This is a genomic window from Paraburkholderia sp. MM6662-R1, assembly GCF_050436245.1.
In the GTDB taxonomy this organism is placed as follows: domain Bacteria; phylum Pseudomonadota; class Gammaproteobacteria; order Burkholderiales; family Burkholderiaceae; genus Paraburkholderia; species Paraburkholderia tuberum.
Genome location: NZ_JBNDLV010000004.1, coordinates 761,244 through 777,514, shown reverse-complemented (window position 1 = coordinate 777,514; position 16,271 = coordinate 761,244). Strand labels below are relative to the sequence as shown.

Here is a 16,271-nt window from a genome sequence, read left to right as displayed (position 1 = left end):
TATACAAGCAGAGTGATTGTTGAAACCGGCAAGGAATTGGGAATGGACGACGCTACTTTCGGGGAGCAATTAGCTCCAAATGGAGACGCCGGGCTGCATTGGTCAAGCAGCGTCACGGTGACGATGCGTGTGAACGGCCAGCCGCGGGCCGCTACGGTGAACCCGCGCGTCACGCTGCTCGACTGGTTGCGCGAAGACTCGGGTCTCAGCGGCGCCAAGAAGGGCTGTAATGAAGGCGCATGCGGCACCTGCACCGTGCTGGTCGACGGCAAGCGGATGAACAGCTGTCTGACGCTCGTCGTGCAATGTGACGGCTGCGAGGTCACGACTGTCGAAGGTCTGGCCGCGTCCGACGGGACGCTGCATCCGGTACAGCAGGCATTTATCGAGCACGATGCCTTTCAGTGCGGCTATTGCACGCCCGGGCAAATCGTCTCCGCGGTCGCCTGCATCGCTGAAGGGCACGCGACCGATGAGGCGAGCGTTCGCGAATGGATGAGCGGCAATCTGTGCCGCTGCTCTTGCTATCCGCAGATCGCGGCGGCCGTGCTCGATGCCGCCGGCGCGGCCGGGTACGAACGATGAAAAACTTCGAATACGCGCGTGGCGCGACCGCGCAACAGGTAGTCGCGTCGTTGGCGGCGGGCAACGTGGCGATCATCGCGGGCGGTACGGAGCTGCTCAACTGGATGCGGCTCGGCATCGCAGCGCCCGATCGCGTCATCGATGTCGGTGGACTCACAGGTCTCGTTCGTATTGTGCGCGAGCGTGACGATCTGGTGATCGGCGCGCTGACGGACCTGAACGTGATCGGTGAAGACGCGCTCGTCGGCGCCCACGCGAGCGCGCTGGCTCAAGCCTGTCTGCTCGCCGCCTCGGCGCAGGTGCGCAACCGCGCGACGCTCGGCGGCAATGTGATGCAAAAGACGCGATGCGCTTATTTTCGTTCGGAAGCGCCGTTGCCATGGGGCTGCAACAAGCGCAATCCCGGGTCGGGCTGCCCGGCGCGCAATGGCATCAACGAACGGCATGCAATTTTTGGCTGGACCGATGCATGCGTCGCGGTTCAACCGTCCGATCCGGCTGTGGCACTGGCTTGTCTGGATGCGACAGCTGAGGTCATCGGGCCGAACGGCGGTCGAATGATCAAGATGACGGAGTTCCACCTGACGCAGCAGGAAGCGGCCGGCATGGGCGGCGATGCCGCCCGGCTCGAGACGAGACTGGCTGCCGACGAAGTGATCGTCTCCTTTCACATACCCATCCGCGCGGACGCACGATCGGCCTACGTAAAAGTCCGCGAGCGCGCCAGCTACGAATATGCGCTGGTCTCGGCAGCCGCATCCGTGGAGCTAGATCGGGATCGCATTGTGTCGGCGCGCATCGCACTTGGCTCGGTGGCGCAACGCCCGTGGCGCCTTCCAGCCGCGGAGGCGTCGCTGGCCGGGCAGGCGCTGACCAAGGAAGTGGTCACGCCGATTGTCGACGCGGCAATGAGCGACGCCCGGCCGCTCGCTCACAATGGCTACAAGGTGACGATGGCGCGCAATGCCGCGGTGCGTGCGTTACTGACGGCAGCAGGGCGATCATGAGCATCGGCACGGCGGTCTCCCGCGTGGAAGGCCAGGCGAAGGTCACGGGACAGGCGAAATTCGCGGCTGACAACACGCCGCCCGGCACGCTTCATGCGGCGTTGGTCGGCGCGCCCGTCGCGTCGGGCCGGCTGATCGACGTGGATGCCACCGCGGCACTTACCTTACCCGGTGTGGTGCGGGTGCTTACCGCGCACGATATGCCGCGATTCGGTGCGGTTCAGCCGCCAGCGGCGGTGCTCGCACTGCCGTTGCAAAACGACGCGATTCGGTACGAAGGCGAGCCGGTCGCAATCGTGCTTGCGGAATCCATCGAGGCGGCGGAAGCCGGCCGCGATGCCGTGCTTGTCCGGTGCGAGCGCGACGACCCCATCCTTCCCGGCGCCGCGACGCGCGAGCCGCCGCCCGAGCCACGCATGCTCGGCGACGATCTGGAGATGGGCGACGTCGATGCGATTCTCGGAACCGCACAGGCAAGCGTGGCGGCGACGTATATTCAAGCGGCGCGTCACCACAATGCGATGGAGACATCGGGCACCGTTGCGCGATTCGAGCACGGCAAGCTCACGCTGTGGGATGCGGTTCAGGCGAGCGAGAATGTGCCGCTTGTCGTAGCCGCGGCACTCGGCATGAGGCCGGACGACATTCACGTGATCGCACCGCACACGGGCGGCGGGTTCGGCTCGAAGGGATATGTGTGGCCGCACCAGATTCTTGCCGCCGCCGCGGCACGCGTCGCGGGGCGGCCCGTGAAGCTTCATCTGCGGCGTCACGATCAGTTCGTCTGCGTCGGCTATCAGCCGTGGGTGAAACAGGACATCAAGCTTGCGGCAACGGCGGACGGCCGGCTCAGCGCCATCGATCACGAAATCGTCAATTCGAGCGCGATTGCGGACACGCATCTGGAGCCCGCAAGCGAAGCAAGCAAGACGCTTTATGCGTCGCCCGCCATTCGCACCAGGCAGTGGCTGGAGCGGCGCAACATCAACGTGCCCACGCCAATGCGCGCGCCGGTGGAAGGTCCGGGGCTATGGGCGCTCGAAAGCGCGATGGACGAACTCGCCGTGGCGCTGAAGATCGACCCGCTCGATCTACGACTGGCGAACTACGCCGAGGTCGATCCGCATACGAACAAGCCTTGGTCGTCAAAAAAGCTTCGCGAGGCGTATGAGGAAGGCGCGCGGCTTTACGGCTGGCGCACGCGCGGCGAGACGCCACGACGAGACGGAGCGTGGCGCATCGGACATGGGATGGCGACGAGCTCAATGGGCAATTTCCGCTTTCCCGGCGGGGCGCGCGTGCGCCTGAGGTCCGACGGCACGGCGCTGATCGAGGCGAACACGCACGATATCGGCACCGGCACGCAGACGGTCTTTTGCCAGATCGCGGCCGAAGAGCTGGGCTTGCCGATCGAGAACGTGTCGATTGTGTGGGGCGATACCAACCTTCACCCGGCGAGTCCCGTCTATGGATCGAGCGCCACGGGCAGCACGGGAAGCGCGATCGCACTGGCTTGCCGGGAAATCAACGCGAAGCTCGATGCGCTCGGCGGGAAAGACGTTCGCGCGAGCCTGCGGCGGGCTAATCTACCGGAGATGGTCGCGGACGGTGCGTTCACGCTTCCGGGTGGCGCCAGCTTCAGCGCGGACGGCGACGGTACGCCATACGCGATGCGGACGTGGGGTGCGATCTTTGTCGAAGTAGGCGTCGATCCCGAGCTTGGCCTCGTGCGCTTGCGCCGGGCGGTGGGTGCCTATTCCGCGGGCCGGATCATCAATCCGAAAACGGCGCGAAGCCAGATGACGGGCGCGATCATCTGGGGTTGGGGCAAGGCGACGATGGAAGAAAGCGTGCAGGAGCCCAATACCGGTGGCTGGCTCGCGAAGAATCTGTCGAACGTGGCGGTCCCGGTGTGTGCGGACATTCCGCTCGATATCAAGATCCACTTCGTCAATGAGTATGATCCGCATGCAAGTGCGATCGGTACCCGCGGCATCGGAGAACTCGGCGCGACCGGCGTGGATGCCGCAGTGGCCGCAGCCGTCTACGACGCCATTGGCTTGCGTGTGCGCGACCTGCCCATTTTGCCGGGCAAGATACTGGCAGGCCTTTCGAGTCAGCACGCCGCTGCGGGATAGCACCATCTGTGCCTTGTATGACAACGCTCGCTGACATATTGCACCCGCACACCGGGAGTTACAGGTTTATTTCAGCGAGCGGATGTTCCCGCTGACCGGCGACCGGGAAGTGTTCCCACGGTTTTTCGCGATCCTGTACAGAGTGTCGCGAGGCGCCTGCGAACGGCAGTTCACGAGCCCAATTGCGGCACATCGGCAAGTCGGGCATGTCCCGAAGTGCCCCCTCGGCAGATTGCTTTTCGCAGCAAGCCGGAAAAACGCTCAGTTCAGAGCCTATACACCCGCTCCGCATTGTCGTGAAATAGCGCGCGCCGCTCGTCGGACGAAAATTCTTGCGTAATTTCCTTGAATGCATTGAATACGGCGTCATAGCTGCTAAACAGTTTGTCGACCGGGAAATTGCTCGCGAACATACAGCGGTTTGCCCCGAACGCTTCAATCGCGTGCAGCACGAACGGACGGATGCTATCCACCGTCCATTTCCAGTCTCCCATGCCCAGTCCGGATATCTTGCAGAAAACGTTGGGAGCCGATGCGAGCGATTTCATGCCCTGCTTCCAGCCTTCGATTTCTTCCGGCATCCGGTCGACTGGCATGCCGGTGTGGTTGAGCAAGTGAGGATCGGTCAGTGAGAGCGCTTCGATGGCGATGGCCATCGAAGCCCGTTCGCTGTAGCGGGCGCACCCGCGCTGTAAGCGCGGCATGGCGATGTTTTCGGCGACGGATAGATGCGGCAGCAGCGCCAGTTCCTGATTGACCACGGCAATGGTGCCCGCGGCGACATGGCCGCCCACGGATGTGCCGATGTCCTGTCCGTCGAATTCGAGCGAGCCGCCGTCGCGGTCGAACTGGCCAGAGATGATTTTGATGAGCGTCGATTTGCCTGCGCCGTTGCCGCCCAGAAACGCGTGCACTTCGCCTGCGGCGATTGAAATATCAAAACCCTTCAATACGCTCGTGGGTCCGAAGCTTTTGACGATCGAACGCGCCGTCAGCAGAAAGGACGGATAATTCATCGCTGTCTCCTGCTCAGCTGTTGCGCTGCGCAATATATGTCTATGGTTTACCGCGGTGCTGCCGGTGCATTGACGCTGTCAGCATCAGGAAACTTCACAGCCCTGGTTACGCGGCTTGCCCACAGAATGGCAGTGCGGATGGCGTGCTAACAAGGCGGTTTCATTCAACTGCGACTGAAATAAATTTCACTATGCTCATCCCACCCGTGAAAGCCATCGTCGCTTTCGAGAGCGTGGCCCGAACCAGGAGCGTCAGCCGCGCATCCGAGGAACTTGGTCTGACCGCTTCGGCGGTGAGCCATCAGATCAGCAACCTCGAATCGATCATCGGCCAACCACTTTTCTATCGATCGGGCCGGGGTCTCGTCCTGACACCGACAGGCGAGCGCTATCTGTCGGACGTGACGGGCTCTCTTGCTGATCTGAGCCGCGCGACCGAGCGCGCATCGAGCCGCGCCGACGTCGATATCCTGCGTGTGCATTCCAGCCCCAGCTTCGGGCTCATGTGGCTGTTGCCCAGGCTCGAGTCGTTTCAGGAAGCCAATGGCGATATCCAGTTGAATCTGGCCTGCTCGTATGAAGATGTGTCGTTTACCAGTGGCTACTACGACATCGACTTGCGGCATGGCTATGCGAACTGGCGCGATCTCGAGGTCAGGACACTGCGCAATGAATTCATCGCGCCGCTCGCCTCGCCGAGATATCTGGAAAGCCATCCGGTCAGAACGCCGGAAGACCTTCTGGAGCATCGTCTGATCTATTCGGAGACGCCGCTCGTCCAGTGGAAGCAGTGGTTCGGACGCACCGGCGTGTCCGCTGCGCACAAGACTTTCGATTTCTCGTTTGACCGCTCGTACATGTCGCTCGAGACGGCCGCACTTGGCCTGGGCATTGCGTTAGAAAGCCTGATGCTCGCGTCGGTACGAATCAAGGAAGGTGCGCTCGTGCCGGTATTCGCTGATTCGCACTCTGTCGAAGTGGGCGCGCATCATCTGGTCTATCCGCCCCAGAACGCGGAGCTCCCACGCGTTGCGCGGTTCATCGCCTGGATCGAGCGGGAAATCGGTCACAGGGACCGTACGGCGTAATGACTGCGCCGAATCGGCATCAGGGTATTCCGGTACGTGCATGAGCATGCGGGTTGTTTCGGCGCGTCGACACAGCGACCCGGCATGCCTCGCGGGCTGGCAGCCGGTTACCTGAAAATTTCTCAAGCATAGTTGAGCGCCACGGTGTTGATGCGAGTGACCGCGTGCCGGACACTGCGTCATCAGATCAACACCCAGGAGACAATCATGCTGCTCGACAACAAGGTCGTTATCGTCACGGGCGCGGCTTCACCGCGCGGAATCGGCAAAGCCACCGCCAAAGCACTGGCCGAGCAAGGCGCGCGAATCGTGATCCTCGACTTGCGCGAAGAAGACGCGAAACAGGCCGCTGCCGATCTCGGCGAAGCCCATCTCGGGCTCGCCTGCGACGTCACCGACAAAGACGCTTGCGTGAAGGCCGCAAAGGCGACGCTCGAACGATACGGCCGCATCGACGGCCTCATCAATAACGCCGGCATCACGCAGCCGGTGCGCACACTAGACATCACCGCCGAGGGCTTCGACGCAATCGTCGACGTCAATCTGCGCGGCACGCTCTATATGTCGCAAGCCGTATTGCCGGCGATGAAAGAGCAGAAAGGCGGCAGCATCGTATGCATGTCGTCGGTGTCGGCGCAACGAGGCGGTGGTATTTTCGGCGGCCCCCATTACAGCGCCGCGAAGGCCGGCGTACTCGGTCTCGCCCGTGCGATGGCGCGCGAGTTCGGTCCCGACAGCATTCGCATCAACTCGATCACGCCCGGTCTGATCCAGACCGACATTACCGGCGACAAACTCACCGCCGAGATGCGCGTGGACATCATCAAAGGCATTCCGCTTGGCCGGCTTGGCGATGCTGCCGATGTCGCAAACGCGTGCCTCTTTCTGGTGAGCGATCTGTCAACGTATCTCACCGGCGTCACACTCGACGTGAACGGCGGCATGCTTATTCATTGACTGACAGCGTGCGCCCGAGAGAGGGCGCTGAATTCCAGGTACCCGGGCGAACCCGGGGCCAGTGGATGGAGACAAACCATGAAATCCAAGAATACCGCTTCGCCCATCGAAGGCGGCGTGTTGCCCCTTGCCGACTCGCCCAGCTTCGAATCGAAGACCTACGCGAAAGTAAGCCGCCGGCTCATCCCATTCCTCATGCTGTGCTACCTTGGCGCATATCTCGATCGGGTCAACGTCGGCTTCGCGAAGCTGCAGATGCTCAACGATCTGCGCTTTAGCGAGACCGTCTACGGCATGGGCGCAGGCATCTTCTTTCTCGGCTATTTTCTGTTCGAAGTGCCGAGCAACCTCGTCCTTCACCGTGTCGGCGCGCGCAAATGGCTCGCGCGAATCATGCTCACGTGGGCGGTGATTTCCGCTAGCTTCGTGTTTGTGAAATCACCGACGGCGTTCTACGCGTTGCGATTTCTGCTGGGCGTCGCTGAAGCGGGCTTCGCACCTGGCGTAATTCTCTATCTGACCTACTGGTTTCCGGCTGCTCGCCGAGCGAAGGCGCTCTCGCTGTTTTTTATGGCGATTCCGCTGGCCGGCATAATCGGCGGCCCGTTGTCGGGCTGGATTTTGCACTCGCTGCATGGCACGCTGGATATGGCCGGCTGGAAATGGCTGTTCCTGCTCGAAGCGCTGCCTTCGCTCGTGCTCGGTATAGCGATCCTGCTGTATCTCGATGACAGCATTGTCAAGGCAAAGTGGCTCACCGAATCGGAAAAGACCCTGCTCGCACGCAATGTCGCGAGCGATAACGCGCATAAGATCGCCCACATCTCGGTCAGATCGTTCATCGGGGACCGTCGCTTGTGGCTTATGGCCGCGATCTACTTCTGCGTCGTGCTCGGGCAGTACGGTCTGACGTTCTGGCTGCCGACGATCATCCGCAAGTCCGGCGTTGCCGATCCGCTGTGGGTGGGACTGTTCACTGCGATCCCGTATCTGTGCGCCATCATCGCGCTGCCCTTGATCGGCATGAGCGCTGACCGTCGCCGCGAGCGCCGGCTGCACCTGGCGATTCCCATGCTGGTCGCCGCCGCGGGCTTCGCCGTATTGCCCACGCTCGGCAGCATCCCCGCCTCGATTGTCTGTTTGAGTATCGCGGCAGCAGGCATCCTCGCCTCGTCGTCGCAGTTCTGGTCGTTGCCGACAGCCTTGCTAGGCGGCATGTCCGCCGCAGCCGGAATTGCTGCCGTGAACTGCGTCGCCAATCTCGCCGGCTTCTTTTCTCCAGCGATCGTGGGCTGGCTGAACGACCTGACAGGTAAGTCAACAGCGGGGCTGATCTTCATCTCGACCGCTATCACGCTCGGTGCCTGCCTTGTCTTCCTGGTGCCCGCTAAAACCGTGAACCGCTGAACCTCCTTCACCCATTCCGACTGATCACAGGAGACGACATGAACAGTCCATCCAATGCCTCGACGGCATCGCTTGCCGAGCACGCTTACAGTATCCGCAGAAACGCCCTGTTAATGGGCGAAGTCCAGGGACAAGGCTACATCGGGCAGGCGCTCGACATCGCCGATGTGCTGGCCGTTGCTTACTTTGGCGCGATGCGCTATCGCCCCGAAGACCCTGAGTGGGAAGAGCGCGACCGCTTTCTGTTGTCCAACGGACATTACGCAATCGCGCTGTATGCGGCGCTGCTCGAAGCAGGCATTCTGCCGGCCGAAGAGCTAGAAACCTACGGCAGCGACGATAGCCGCTTGCCAATGTCCGGCATGGCCAGCTATACGCCTGGCATGGAGATGTCCGGTGGTTCGCTCGGCCACGGCCTGACCATCGCGGTCGGACGGTGCCTCGGACTCAAGCGCAAGCATTCTGCTTCGTTCGTGTACACGCTGTTCTCTGACGGCGAACTGGATGAAGGCGCGATCTGGGAAGGCATCATGTCGGCAAGCCACTGGAAGCTCGACAACCTGATCGCGGTGGTCGACGTGAACAACCAGCAGGCCGACGGCCCGTCCACGCAGATCATGGCGTTCGAGCCGCTCGTCGAAAAACTGGAGGCGTTCGGCTGGTTCACGCAACGCGTCGACGGCAACGATATTGCCGCCGTGGCCGCTGCGTTCGACGCGGCCCGCGCGCATCCCATTGCGCAACCGCGCATGATCATCGCCGATACACGCATGGGTTGCGGCGTGCCGTTTCTCGAAGAACGCGAGAAGAACCACTTTATCCGCGTCGATGCCCACGAGTGGCAATTGGCGCTGCAGGCACTCGAAGCAGGGAGACAAGCATGAGCAACGCAACGACAAGCAAGCCGCGCCTGAAGACCTCGGCCATGATCGCCTCGATCGCCGGCGAAGGACAGATCACGCGTTCGGCGCCTTTCGGCCACGCACTGGTGGAATTGGCACGGCAGAACACGAACGTCGTCGGCATGACGGCCGACCTCGGCAAGTACACCGACCTGCACATTTTCGCCAGGGAGTTTCCCGAGCGCTACTACCAGATGGGCATGGCGGAGCAATTGCTGATGGGCGCCGCGGCCGGCCTTGCGCACGAGGGCGCGCAACCGTTCGTCACGACCTATGCGGTATTCGCTACGCGCCGCGCCTATGACTTCATGCATCAGGCCATCGCCGAGGACAACCTCGACGTCAAAATCGTCTGCGCATTGCCGGGTCTGACTACTGGCTATGGTCCGAGCCACCAGGCGGCTGAAGATATCGCGTTGATGCGCGCGATGCCGAACATGACGGTGATCGACCCGTGCGATGCGCTCGATATCGAACAGATGGTGCCGGCGATTTCCGCACATAAAGGACCGGTGTACGCGCGCCTGCTACGCGGCAACGTACCTGCTGTGCTCGACGAATACGACTACACCTTCGAACTCGGCAAAGCGAAGATGCTGCGCGACGGCGCCGACGTGCTGATCATCTCCTCCGGCATCATGACGATGCGCGCACTTGAAGCGGCGAAGGCGTTTGAAAAAGATCGGATCGACGTGGGCGTGCTGCACGTACCGACCGTCAAGCCGCTCGACACCGAGACGATTCTCCGCGAAGCGAAGCGCTCGGGTCGGCTCGTGGTGGTAGCGGAGAATCACACGGTAATTGGCGGTCTCGGCGAAGCGGTGGCGGCGGAACTGATGCGCGCGGGCGTGTCCTGTCCGTTCCGGCAGGTGGGACTGCCGGATGCGTTCCTTGCTGCCGGTGCGTTACCTACGCTCCATGACCGCTACGGAATTTCCACGTCGACGATGGTTGAGGCGATCAAGCGGTGGTTGGTCTGAGGCAAGGCACTCGCCGTCAGACGGGTGACTCGGAATCAGGGGAAATTCGCGGCTGCCGAGGTGCGAATGTCCGGTTCAGGCTCCGTAGTTGGCTCCGCACGCTCCGACACATCATTCCCCTTCGCGTGCATGCACTCCAGGTACGCGAGATCGTATCTTTGCTGCACGTTCAGTTGTGCCCGCGGCACGTGGGCGTCGCTCGCAGCGCGCGTGTCGACACCGCTCGCCAGCTGCTCCCTCGCATACTGTTTGCACTGCGCATCGTCCCGCAGAAAAACGGTGAATGGCTTGTCGCGCCCCGGCTTCACGGCTACCGCCGGCCCTATGGGCTGCGACACGCATCCGGCGGCAACCGAGCAGGCCGTCACGGCAATCTTGATTCGACAAAGAATACTCACGGCGTCCGTCCCTATCCGAGGCTATCAAGACTACGCCAAGCTCGATACGCCGAGGCTGTTGGCTTACGCACCGCTGCAATGCAAGGTTGCGACGCAAACATCCCCGTCGGCGGCTGCGAACTCGGGTGCGTTATCTGGCGACTACCGCTTTGGTGGCAGCTATGCGTCGCCGCAGTCGCCGTCGCCCGCATGATCCCCGGGTTATCCGCAGCAGAAAAACGACGGGCTAACGGCGAGCGGCCCGATGTCTTAAGGGCGACGCAAATCCCGCGCGGCGTTACGATATCTGCGTTCAACCGACAGCCGATTCCTTCCGCCCGACCACCGCCCCATGGAACTGAAGCAGATCCAGTATTTCATCGCTCTCTTCGAGGAGGGCACCGTGACCCGCGCGGCCAAGCGGCTGAACATCGCGCAGCCCGCGCTCAGCATGCAGATTTCGAAGCTCGAAGCCGAAGTGCGGCAGACACTTTTCGCGCGCGGCCCGCATGGCATGGCTCCGACCGAAGCGGCGCGGCTCATGTACCGCCTCTACACGCCGATCATGCGCGACATCAAACATGCCCGCGAGCATCTGAGCCGGCGCGATGTCATCGTGACGGGACGCGTGTCGCTCGGGATGGTGTCGTCGGAGGCGCAAAGCGTGCTGCCCGAATCGCTCGCACGGTTCGACGCACTTTTTCCGCAAGTCGAAGTGTCCGTCGCGGACGGCTTCAGCGCGCAACTCATCGATGCCGTCGAAGCGGGCCGACTCGATGCCGCGATCATCAACAAGCCGCGCGGGCGGCTCACGCTCGACGTGGAGCCGCTGCTGGTGGAAGAAATGGTGCTGGTGACGAGCGCGGCGCACGGGCCGGATCTGCCGGAGACGATGCATCTGGTCACGCGGTCCGGTATCGAATTTGTGCTCCCCACGCGCCGCAACGGACTGCGCGGCGCGCTCGACGCCGCCTTGATGGCGGCCGACGTCGTCATTCAGCCGAAGTTCGAGATCGATCTGCTCAGCACCATCGTGCAGTTCGTCGAGCAGAGCAGCATCGCGACGATCCTGCCGCGCGTCGTGGTGCAGGCGAAGGTGGACGAAGGCCTGCTGCGGGCGCGCACGATCGACTCGCCGCCGATCGTGCGTCACATCATTCAGGTCACGCACCCGAAGCGGCCGATCGGGCCGGCGGCGCAGGCGCTCATTGCGATCATCACCGAGGAGATCCGGCGCGTGACCACTGGCGCGCGGGCTTAGTGAAAACTCAACCGCCGCTCGGGCTCATCGGTTCACGCGCGCTGCACGACGCATCGCTGCGCGTGCCGAACAGCGTGTCGCAGATCGGGAACGTGAGGTTGAAGTTCTGCGTCGCCATAAGTTCGGGATCGTGATGCGTGACGTGCAGGCGCCGGACTGTGTTGATGAGCGGCACGCGGTCGAGAAACGGGCTGTCCGTCACATGCGAAAGCGTGTGCAGCCCTTCGTACATCAGATAGTACGCGGCCATGCAGCACATAGCGGTGCGCGGCCCATTCCGCCCAGTTGCCGAACAGAAAGAGCGGCACGACCGCGAGCCATTCCGCGAACGTCGGCGCATGAAGCTGCGCGGCGCAATAATTCGTCGCGAAACTTGTAGGATCGCGCGCGAACGTCGTCGTCATACTTCATGATAAGCGTCTCCTTTTTCTATCGGACGATGCGCGGGCGCGCTCTTCGGCGCGCCCGCCGATGCTTGCCTGCTTCAGGACGGATTGCGCGCCGCCCCGTTTTCGAGCTTGCCGAGCGTCTCGGGCACGACGAACGCGCCGATCAGGAAGATCACGCTGATCGCGCCGACGAAGATCGCGAGCGTCGACGGCAACTGGCTCGCATCCTTCGCGACGAGCGAGACGAAGGTTGGCATCATCCCGCCGATCGCGAAGCCGATGTTCCATGAAAGACCCGTCCCGGTCGCGCGGATCGCAGTCGGAAAGCGCTCGTTCAGGAAGATCAGGATCGGCGCATAGCCCGCGCTGCCGAGCGCGGAGAGCAGCACCGCGTACACGCCGATCATCGTGATGTTCTGCGCGGTCGGCAGCAGCACGAAGAGCGCAGGCAGCGCGACCAGCCGGATGAGGCCGAGCCACACGAACGCGCTCTTGCGCCCGATGAACGTGCTCAGATGCCCCGCCGCAACGGAGGCGACGACCACCGCCACGCTGCAGATCATCAGGATCGCGGCAGCCGCGCCGTTCGGCACGTGGCTCACGACCTTGAGGAAGGTCGGCAGATAGCCCGACGTGAGGTAATAGCCGCTGCCGCCACCGATAGTCAGCAGCAGGTTCACGAACAGCACCTTGCGATAGTCCCGCGAGAACAGCGTGCGAACCGGCGAGCGCACCACTTCCACCTGCCCGCTCTTGACCTGCGCGGCGGCCTTGGCGGCCTTCTCGGCGGCGAGCTTCTTCCAGAGCGGCGATTCTTCCAGGCTATTGAATACGAAGAGGCCGAGCAGCGAACTCAGGATGCCGGTAAAGAACATGCAGCGCCAGCCCCAGACGTCGAAGAGATCGCCGGGAAAAAGCGACGACATCGCGAGATACGTGAGCGACGCGAGCAGTGCGCCAAGGCCCGCGCCACCGCCGCCGATCAGCCCCGAAACCGCGCCGCGATACTTCGGCGCGACGGATTCCGTGCCGATGGTATGCGTCGAAGCCACCACGCCGCCGACAAACACGCCCTGCACGAGGCGCAGCAGCATAAACAGGACCGGCGCGACGAGGCCCACCTGCGCGACCGTCGGCAGCATGCCGAAGGCCGCCGTCGAGAGGCCAACGCCAACGACCGCGACGATCATCGCCCCCTTGCGGCCATGACGGTCCGCGTAGGAGCCGAAAAGCGCGGAACCGAGCGGGCGCATCAGCAGCGTCACCGCGAACGACGCATAGACCGCCGCGAGCGAGAGCATCGCGTGCTCGGATGGGAAGAACAGACGCCCGACCACCGGCGCCACGTACAACAACACGAACAGGTCGAACAGATCGAGCGCCCAACCCATGCACGAGGCCACGACTGCGCCCATGACCTGGCGCTGATTGACGTGAAGCGCGGCGGCACCTTCTTGCGCTGCTACGGACATTTGCATCTCCTTGTATGTCACTGGGCCGTCTTTCGATCGCCCCCGTGTCGCAGGCACGTTTGTCTTTTGGCGTGCTCTTGTCGAGGTTAAAAAATCGTCAGTGCGCGGCGGCGAGCGGCGGCGCAGCGGAGTCGCTGGATGCGCCCGATGCCAAGCTCGCGCGTCGCTGCGCGACCATCGCGTGGGCGATCTTCTCGGCGATCATGATGGTCGGTATGTTGGTGTTGGCCGAAGGCAGTCTCGGCATCAGCGATGCATCGACCACGCGCAGTCCCTGCGCGCCGTGCACGCGCCCTTCGGTATCCGTGACGGCGTCGCGATCCTGCGCGCCGCCCATGCGGCATGTGCCGCTCGCATGCCACACGCCGAACACGTTCGCGCGGATGAAGTCGGCAAGCGCGCGGTCGTCGGCCAGGAGCGCGGCCATGTCCAGCCCGCGCGTGAAGAAGCGTTCGATCAGAAAACGACGCAGCGGCGCGGGCGTATCGAGCAGCGTGCCGAGCATCGAAGTCAAAAGCGCGTTGCGCTCGCCGACCTGGCTCAACGCCTTGACGCGCGGAGAAAACGCCGCTGGAAAGAAGTCGCGCGGATCGCGTCCGAGCCCCGACGCCTCGACCACGCTCGCGAGCATCCGCACGCCGGTAGCGAGCCGTTGCAGATCGCGTTCGTCGTCGAGCAGATTCAGGTCGACACGCGCAGCGGCGGCGGTATCGGCGGATACGAGCTGCACGCGGCCGCGCGAGTACGGCCGGTTGCACCACAGGAAGAAAAGGCCCAGCCGGTTGCCCAGCTCGTGCCATGCCGCGCGTGTCGCGCTCGACAGATACAGGTCCGACTCGTCGCAGCCCGCGACGCCGGAGCTCATGCGCGCGGCCATCATGCTGGCGCGGCGTCGCGCGAGCGGCATGCGAAAGCGCGGTTCGAGAAAATGACAGAACGTGAGCGACGGATGATCCTGCAGATTGCGCCCGACGCCCGGCCGATCCACCGCACACGCGATGCCGAGCGCCGCGAGTTCGCGGGCATCGCCGATACCCGCGCGCATCAGCAGCGCAGGCGACTGAAGCGCGCCCGCGCTCAGCACGACTTCGCCCGCCTCGAAACGCACGCGCTCGCCGCTTTGCGCCAGCGCGATCACGCCGCGCGCCGCCGCGCCTTCCATCACGATGTGCTCGACGCGAAGGTTCGAATACACCGTGAGATTCGGGCGCTTGCGCGTGGCTTCGTCGAGATAGGCGATGGCCGTGGACACGCGCTTGTCGTCGATGTTCGAGAACGCGCCGGGGAAAAAGCCGTCGCCAAATTCGCCGTTCTGATCCTGCAATTGCGCGACGCCATTCGCGCGCAAGCCCTTGGCGAACGCATCGCAGAAGGGCGGCCAGTCTTTCGGCATGATGCGGCGAATCGGCACGGGGCCGTCGCTGCCGTGCAGTTCGCCGCCCGGAAAGTTGACGTCGCGTTCCAGCTTGCGAAAGTACGGCAGCACGTCACGCCACGCCCAGCCATCGGCGCCGTTCGCAGCCCACTCGTCGTAGTCGCGCGGCAGGCCGCGATTGGCCGATTGCACGTTGATGCTCGACCCGCCGCCCATCACGCGGCCCTGCTCGTAGACGCGCGGCGCGGCGTTCCTGGTGGCTTTCGCCTTCAGGTCCGGCCAGATGTAGGTCTCGCCACAGAAGACGGGCATCGGATAGCTGTCGAGGATGGCGGCGGGCACCGCGCCCGGCGGCGTATCGGCGCCTGCTTCGATCAGCGCGACGCGCAGCGACGGCACGGCCGACAGCCGATGCGCCAACACGCATCCCGCAGAGCCGCCGCCCACGATGACGTAATCGAAGCGTTCCATCCTCTGTCTCCTGTTCTCCTGTGACGCCGCTTATCAACTTCCGCGAAACACCGGCTTGCGCTTGCCATGGAACGCCTCGACGCCCTCGCGGAAATCGTCCGATGTGCGCAGCCGGCTATAGCAATGCCCTTCAAGTTCAATAGCAATGGAAAGCGGCGCATCTTCCGAATCGTTCAGCAGCTTCTTCGCGGTGCGCTGAGCGAGCGGTGAGAACGCGCGCAGTTCGTCGACGAGCGCATCGGTGGCGGTTTCCAGTTCCGTGTCGGCCACGCAGTCCACCGCAATGCCCCACTCGTAAGCCTGCTTCCCCGGAATGCGGCGCGAGCGCATCACGATGTCCTTCGTCCGGCCGATGCCGACCATCGCCTGAAGACGAGCCGAGCCGCCCGAGCCGGGAATCTGCCCGAGCTTTTGCTCCGGCAGCGCATAGAAGGTCGTTTCGGTGACGATGCGGAAATCGCAAGCCAGCGACAGCTCGAACCCCACGCCGAAGCAGAAGCCGCGATTGGCCGCGATCACCGGCTTCGAGCAACGGGCGGGCGCCGCGATATTCCACGCGAGCTTCGACACGTGCTCCGGCGACGCTTCCAGAAAGCCCTTGATGTCACCGCCGCTCGAAAAGTGCTCGCCCGTCGCGCGCACCACGATCACGCGCACGCGCTCGTCGTCGTCCAGCGCCTCGAAGACGAGGCGCAACTGGTCGCGCGCGCGCATCGAAATGACATTCAACGGCGGCCGATGCAGGATGATGTCGGCGCGCTCGCGTTCGGCGTCGATCTCGACCGAGAAGCCGTCGAGGTCTTGCAGCAGCGTCTGGCCGCGATGGTTCAAATCGCTCATATCGGA

General features: G+C 63.4%; 14 protein-coding genes. 9 read left to right on the top strand and 5 right to left on the bottom strand.

All coding sequences use genetic code 11. The annotated features are described in order from the left end of the window. The first annotated feature begins 42 nt into the window (after positions 1-42). From OKW39_RS33415 to OKW39_RS33405, 3 genes are read left to right on the top strand one after another with little or no spacing between them, the layout of a single operon-like run. A complete protein-coding gene (locus OKW39_RS33415; protein WP_429333412.1) occupies positions 43-585 on the top strand; it encodes a (2Fe-2S)-binding protein in 543 nt (180 codons plus the stop codon). Then, complete coding sequence (locus tag OKW39_RS33410) at positions 582-1,592, top strand: FAD binding domain-containing protein (protein ID WP_429564573.1); 1,011 nt, start codon at positions 582-584, stop codon at positions 1,590-1,592. Before OKW39_RS33415 ends, OKW39_RS33410 begins: the two co-directional genes overlap by 4 nt. Next, positions 1,589-3,730 carry a xanthine dehydrogenase family protein molybdopterin-binding subunit gene (locus tag OKW39_RS33405; protein WP_429564572.1) on the top strand — a complete coding sequence of 714 codons (2,142 nt, stop codon included), beginning with the start codon at positions 1,589-1,591 and terminating at the stop codon, positions 3,728-3,730. The genes OKW39_RS33410 and OKW39_RS33405 overlap by 4 nt, the downstream gene beginning before the upstream one ends. 266 nt (positions 3,731-3,996) lie before the next feature. Here the strand turns inward: OKW39_RS33405 and OKW39_RS33400 are convergent, their stop codons facing one another. After that, positions 3,997-4,746, bottom strand: coding sequence for an amidohydrolase family protein (locus OKW39_RS33400; RefSeq protein WP_244145036.1), 750 nt, complete (start codon positions 4,744-4,746; stop codon positions 3,997-3,999). Positions 4,747-4,937: 191 nt separating this feature from the next. Between OKW39_RS33400 and OKW39_RS33395 the strand changes: the two genes are divergently transcribed. The 6 genes from OKW39_RS33395 to OKW39_RS33370 all read left to right on the top strand — a co-directional run bounded on the left by OKW39_RS33395 (position 4,938) and on the right by OKW39_RS33370 (position 11,718). Beyond that, positions 4,938-5,834, top strand: a complete 897-nt coding sequence (locus OKW39_RS33395) for a LysR substrate-binding domain-containing protein (protein ID WP_429564571.1) — start codon at positions 4,938-4,940, stop codon at positions 5,832-5,834. 207 nt (positions 5,835-6,041) lie between these two features. After that, positions 6,042-6,791 (top strand): SDR family NAD(P)-dependent oxidoreductase, encoded by a 750-nt coding sequence (locus OKW39_RS33390; RefSeq protein ID WP_090807424.1) that lies wholly within the window; start codon positions 6,042-6,044, stop codon positions 6,789-6,791. Between the two features lie 78 nt (positions 6,792-6,869). Further along, the gene (locus tag OKW39_RS33385; RefSeq protein ID WP_429333416.1) at positions 6,870-8,198 is read left to right on the top strand and encodes an MFS transporter; all 1,329 of its coding nucleotides are present in this window, start codon (positions 6,870-6,872) and stop codon (positions 8,196-8,198) included. Between the two features lie 38 nt (positions 8,199-8,236). After that, positions 8,237-9,082, top strand: a complete 846-nt coding sequence (locus OKW39_RS33380) for a transketolase (protein ID WP_429564570.1) — start codon at positions 8,237-8,239, stop codon at positions 9,080-9,082. Further along, positions 9,079-10,080, top strand: coding sequence for a transketolase family protein (locus OKW39_RS33375; RefSeq protein WP_090807419.1), 1,002 nt, complete (start codon positions 9,079-9,081; stop codon positions 10,078-10,080). Before OKW39_RS33380 ends, OKW39_RS33375 begins: the two co-directional genes overlap by 4 nt. A 729-nt stretch (positions 10,081-10,809) precedes the next feature. Beyond that, positions 10,810-11,718, top strand: a complete 909-nt coding sequence (locus OKW39_RS33370; protein ID WP_429564569.1) for a LysR family transcriptional regulator — start codon at positions 10,810-10,812, stop codon at positions 11,716-11,718. A gap of 7 nt (positions 11,719-11,725) precedes the next feature. On the opposite strand, the gene OKW39_RS33365 is transcribed toward OKW39_RS33370, so the two are convergent. From OKW39_RS33365 to OKW39_RS33350, 4 genes are all read right to left on the bottom strand, one after another. Continuing rightward, a complete protein-coding gene (locus OKW39_RS33365; RefSeq protein WP_260321338.1) occupies positions 11,726-11,968 on the bottom strand; it encodes a hypothetical protein in 243 nt (80 codons plus the stop codon). A 234-nt stretch (positions 11,969-12,202) separates the two neighbouring features. Then, positions 12,203-13,579, bottom strand: coding sequence for an MFS transporter (locus OKW39_RS33360; RefSeq protein ID WP_184063153.1), 1,377 nt, complete (start codon positions 13,577-13,579; stop codon positions 12,203-12,205). A 97-nt stretch (positions 13,580-13,676) separates the two neighbouring features. Next, positions 13,677-15,425 carry a GMC family oxidoreductase gene (locus OKW39_RS33355; RefSeq protein ID WP_429564568.1) on the bottom strand — a complete coding sequence of 583 codons (1,749 nt, stop codon included), beginning with the start codon at positions 15,423-15,425 and terminating at the stop codon, positions 13,677-13,679. Between the two features lie 33 nt (positions 15,426-15,458). Then, entirely contained in the window at positions 15,459-16,265 is an 807-nt protein-coding gene (locus OKW39_RS33350; RefSeq protein ID WP_090807408.1) for an enoyl-CoA hydratase/isomerase family protein, read from the bottom strand. Positions 16,266-16,271: the final 6 nt, after the last annotated feature.